Below are 5,435 nucleotides of genomic sequence, written 5' to 3' on the forward strand. Positions count from 1 at the left end.
GCTCTTTTAACGGTTCGATCTTCTCGGTCGAAAGCGGAGAAAAAGAGGTGTTGACAGCAGCGATTAACGCTGTAGAATTCGCCTCCCGCTAACGAGAGATCGGAAGCGCAAGTGGTTGAAGTTGTTGAAGAATTCTTCGAAAACTTCTGAAAATAATCACTTGACAGCAAATGAGGCTGCTGTAGAATGCGCGCCTCGGTTGAGACGAAAGATCTTAACCAACCGCTCTTTAACAACTGAATCAAGCAATTCGTGTGGGTGCTTGTGCAGTCAGACTGATAGTCAACAAGATTATCAGCATCACAAGTTACTCCGCGAGAAATCAAAGATGTAACCAACGATTGCTGAGCCAAGTTTAGGGTTTCTTAAAAACCCAAAGATGTTTGAACTGAAGAGTTTGATCATGGCTCAGATTGAACGCTGGCGGCAGGCCTAACACATGCAAGTCGAGCGGATGAAAGGAGCTTGCTCCTGGATTCAGCGGCGGACGGGTGAGTAATGCCTAGGAATCTGCCTGGTAGTGGGGGACAACGTTTCGAAAGGAACGCTAATACCGCATACGTCCTACGGGAGAAAGCAGGGGACCTTCGGGCCTTGCGCTATCAGATGAGCCTAGGTCGGATTAGCTAGTTGGTGAGGTAATGGCTCACCAAGGCGACGATCCGTAACTGGTCTGAGAGGATGATCAGTCACACTGGAACTGAGACACGGTCCAGACTCCTACGGGAGGCAGCAGTGGGGAATATTGGACAATGGGCGAAAGCCTGATCCAGCCATGCCGCGTGTGTGAAGAAGGTCTTCGGATTGTAAAGCACTTTAAGTTGGGAGGAAGGGCAGTAAATTAATACTTTGCTGTTTTGACGTTACCGACAGAATAAGCACCGGCTAACTCTGTGCCAGCAGCCGCGGTAATACAGAGGGTGCAAGCGTTAATCGGAATTACTGGGCGTAAAGCGCGCGTAGGTGGTTTGTTAAGTTGGATGTGAAATCCCCGGGCTCAACCTGGGAACTGCATCCAAAACTGGCAAGCTAGAGTATGGTAGAGGGTGGTGGAATTTCCTGTGTAGCGGTGAAATGCGTAGATATAGGAAGGAACACCAGTGGCGAAGGCGACCACCTGGACTGATACTGACACTGAGGTGCGAAAGCGTGGGGAGCAAACAGGATTAGATACCCTGGTAGTCCACGCCGTAAACGATGTCAACTAGCCGTTGGGAGCCTTGAGCTCTTAGTGGCGCAGCTAACGCATTAAGTTGACCGCCTGGGGAGTACGGCCGCAAGGTTAAAACTCAAATGAATTGACGGGGGCCCGCACAAGCGGTGGAGCATGTGGTTTAATTCGAAGCAACGCGAAGAACCTTACCAGGCCTTGACATCCAATGAACTTTCCAGAGATGGATTGGTGCCTTCGGGAGCATTGAGACAGGTGCTGCATGGCTGTCGTCAGCTCGTGTCGTGAGATGTTGGGTTAAGTCCCGTAACGAGCGCAACCCTTGTCCTTAGTTACCAGCACGTAATGGTGGGCACTCTAAGGAGACTGCCGGTGACAAACCGGAGGAAGGTGGGGATGACGTCAAGTCATCATGGCCCTTACGGCCTGGGCTACACACGTGCTACAATGGTCGGTACAAAGGGTTGCCAAGCCGCGAGGTGGAGCTAATCCCATAAAACCGATCGTAGTCCGGATCGCAGTCTGCAACTCGACTGCGTGAAGTCGGAATCGCTAGTAATCGCGAATCAGAATGTCGCGGTGAATACGTTCCCGGGCCTTGTACACACCGCCCGTCACACCATGGGAGTGGGTTGCACCAGAAGTAGCTAGTCTAACCTTCGGGAGGACGGTTACCACGGTGTGATTCATGACTGGGGTGAAGTCGTAACAAGGTAGCCGTAGGGGAACCTGCGGCTGGATCACCTCCTTAATCGACGACATCAGCTGCTGCATGAGCTCCCACACGAATTGCTTGATTCATTGAAGAAGACGATAGAAGCAGCCCGAAATTGGGTCTGTAGCTCAGTTGGTTAGAGCGCACCCCTGATAAGGGTGAGGTCGGCAGTTCGAATCTGCCCAGACCCACCAATTTTGTGTGGGAAACGCCTGTAGAAATACGGGGCCATAGCTCAGCTGGGAGAGCGCCTGCCTTGCACGCAGGAGGTCAGCGGTTCGATCCCGCTTGGCTCCACCACTACTGCTTCTGAAGTTTGAAAGCTTAGAAATGAGCATTCCACCGAGACGGTGATGAATGTTGATTTCTAGTCTTTGACTGGATCGTTCTTTAAAAATTTGGGTATGTGATAGAAAGATAGACTGAACGTTACTTTCACTGGTAACGGCTCAGGCTAAGGTAAAATTTGTGAGTTCTCTTAGTTGAGAAATTCGAATTTTCGGCGAATGTCGTCTTCACAGTATAACCAGATTGCTTGGGGTTATATGGTCAAGTGAAGAAGCGCATACGGTGGATGCCTTGGCAGTCAGAGGCGATGAAAGACGTGGTAGCCTGCGAAAAGCTTCGGGGAGTCGGCAAACAGACTTTGATCCGGAGATGTCTGAATGGGGGAACCCAGCCATCATAAGATGGTTATCTTGTACTGAATACATAGGTGCAAGAGGCGAACCAGGGGAACTGAAACATCTAAGTACCCTGAGGAAAAGAAATCAACCGAGATTCCCTTAGTAGTGGCGAGCGAACGGGGACTAGCCCTTAAGTGGCTTTGAGATTAGCGGAACGCTCTGGAAAGTGCGGCCATAGTGGGTGATAGCCCTGTACGCGAAAATCTCTTGGTCATGAAATCGAGTAGGACGGAGCACGAGAAACTTTGTCTGAATATGGGGGGACCATCCTCCAAGGCTAAATACTACTGACTGACCGATAGTGAACTAGTACCGTGAGGGAAAGGCGAAAAGAACCCCGGAGAGGGGAGTGAAATAGATCCTGAAACCGTATGCGTACAAGCAGTGGGAGCAGACTTTGTTCTGTGACTGCGTACCTTTTGTATAATGGGTCAGCGACTTATTTTCAGTGGCGAGCTTAACCGAATAGGGGAGGCGTAGCGAAAGCGAGTCTTAATAGGGCGTCTAGTCGCTGGGAATAGACCCGAAACCGGGCGATCTATCCATGGGCAGGTTGAAGGTTAGGTAACACTGACTGGAGGACCGAACCGACTACCGTTGAAAAGTTAGCGGATGACCTGTGGATCGGAGTGAAAGGCTAATCAAGCTCGGAGATAGCTGGTTCTCCTCGAAAGCTATTTAGGTAGCGCCTCATGTATCACTGTAGGGGGTAGAGCACTGTTTCGGCTAGGGGGTCATCCCGACTTACCAAACCGATGCAAACTCCGAATACCTACAAGTGCCGAGCATGGGAGACACACGGCGGGTGCTAACGTCCGTCGTGAAAAGGGAAACAACCCAGACCGTCAGCTAAGGTCCCAAAGTTATGGTTAAGTGGGAAACGATGTGGGAAGGCTTAGACAGCTAGGAGGTTGGCTTAGAAGCAGCCACCCTTTAAAGAAAGCGTAATAGCTCACTAGTCGAGTCGGCCTGCGCGGAAGATGTAACGGGGCTCAAACCATACACCGAAGCTACGGGTATCATCTTCGGATGATGCGGTAGAGGAGCGTTCTGTAAGCCTGTGAAGGTGAGTTGAGAAGCTTGCTGGAGGTATCAGAAGTGCGAATGCTGACATGAGTAACGACAATGGGTGTGAAAAACACCCACGCCGAAAGACCAAGGTTTCCTGCGCAACGTTAATCGACGCAGGGTTAGTCGGTCCCTAAGGCGAGGCTGAAAAGCGTAGTCGATGGAAAACAGGTTAATATTCCTGTACTTCTGGTTATTGCGATGGAGGGACGGAGAAGGCTAGGCCAGCTTGGCGTTGGTTGTCCAAGTTTAAGGTGGTAGGCTGAGATCTTAGGTAAATCCGGGATCTTAAGGCCGAGAGCTGATGACGAGTTACCCTTTGGGTGACGAAGTGGTTGATGCCATGCTTCCAAGAAAAGCTTCTAAGCTTCAGGTAACCAGGAACCGTACCCCAAACCGACACAGGTGGTTGGGTAGAGAATACCAAGGCGCTTGAGAGAACTCGGGTGAAGGAACTAGGCAAAATGGCACCGTAACTTCGGGAGAAGGTGCGCCGGTGAGGGTGAAGGACTTGCTCCGTAAGCTCATGCCGGTCGAAGATACCAGGCCGCTGCGACTGTTTATTAAAAACACAGCACTCTGCAAACACGAAAGTGGACGTATAGGGTGTGACGCCTGCCCGGTGCCGGAAGGTTAATTGATGGGGTTAGCTAACGCGAAGCTCTTGATCGAAGCCCCGGTAAACGGCGGCCGTAACTATAACGGTCCTAAGGTAGCGAAATTCCTTGTCGGGTAAGTTCCGACCTGCACGAATGGCGTAACGATGGCGGCGCTGTCTCCACCCGAGACTCAGTGAAATTGAAATCGCTGTGAAGATGCAGTGTATCCGCGGCTAGACGGAAAGACCCCGTGAACCTTTACTATAGCTTTGCACTGGACTTTGAATTTGCTTGTGTAGGATAGGTGGGAGGCTTTGAAGCGTGGACGCCAGTTCGCGTGGAGCCATCCTTGAAATACCACCCTGGCAACTTTGAGGTTCTAACTCAGGTCCGTTATCCGGATCGAGGACAGTGTATGGTGGGTAGTTTGACTGGGGCGGTCTCCTCCTAAAGAGTAACGGAGGAGTACGAAGGTGCGCTCAGACCGGTCGGAAATCGGTCGTAGAGTATAAAGGCAAAAGCGCGCTTGACTGCGAGACAGACACGTCGAGCAGGTACGAAAGTAGGTCTTAGTGATCCGGTGGTTCTGTATGGAAGGGCCATCGCTCAACGGATAAAAGGTACTCCGGGGATAACAGGCTGATACCGCCCAAGAGTTCATATCGACGGCGGTGTTTGGCACCTCGATGTCGGCTCATCACATCCTGGGGCTGAAGCCGGTCCCAAGGGTATGGCTGTTCGCCATTTAAAGTGGTACGCGAGCTGGGTTTAGAACGTCGTGAGACAGTTCGGTCCCTATCTGCCGTGGACGTTTGAGATTTGAGAGGGGCTGCTCCTAGTACGAGAGGACCGGAGTGGACGAACCTCTGGTGTTCCGGTTGTCACGCCAGTGGCATTGCCGGGTAGCTATGTTCGGGAAAGATAACCGCTGAAAGCATCTAAGCGGGAAACTTGCCTCAAGATGAGATCTCACTGGAACCTTGAGTTCCCTGAAGGGCCGTCGAAGACTACGACGTTGATAGGTTGGGTGTGTAAGCGCTGTGAGGCGTTGAGCTAACCAATACTAATTGCCCGTGAGGCTTGACCATATAACACCCAAGCAATTTGCGAACTCGAGAGAGGCCAGATTGCGGTGTGTGAAGACGAAACGAACCGAAAGTTCGAAACGCACAAACACCTAGCTGTCACATACCCAA

Annotated in this window: 2 tRNA genes and 2 rRNA genes; all 4 read left to right on the forward strand. The window is 51.4% G+C overall.

Features of this window, described 5'->3' with window-relative positions:
* The first annotated feature begins 385 nt into the window (after positions 1-385).
* The 4 genes from CXF97_RS13810 (at position 386) to CXF97_RS13825 (ending at position 5,327) form a co-directional block, all read left to right on the forward strand.
* Positions 386-1,922 (forward strand): 16S ribosomal RNA (locus CXF97_RS13810).
* Positions 1,923-2,003: 81 nt separating this feature from the next.
* Positions 2,004-2,080, forward strand: a tRNA-Ile gene (locus CXF97_RS13815).
* A 30-nt stretch (positions 2,081-2,110) separates the two neighbouring features.
* Positions 2,111-2,186, forward strand: a tRNA-Ala gene (locus tag CXF97_RS13820).
* 247 nt (positions 2,187-2,433) lie between these two features.
* Positions 2,434-5,327: ribosomal RNA gene (locus tag CXF97_RS13825) — 23S ribosomal RNA — on the forward strand.
* The 16S and 23S rRNA genes sit together here with 2 tRNA genes alongside, the layout of an rRNA operon.
* Positions 5,328-5,435 lie beyond the last annotated feature (108 nt).

Source organism: Pseudomonas sp. Choline-02u-1 (genome assembly GCF_002836515.1).
GTDB lineage: Bacteria > Pseudomonadota > Gammaproteobacteria > Pseudomonadales > Pseudomonadaceae > Aquipseudomonas.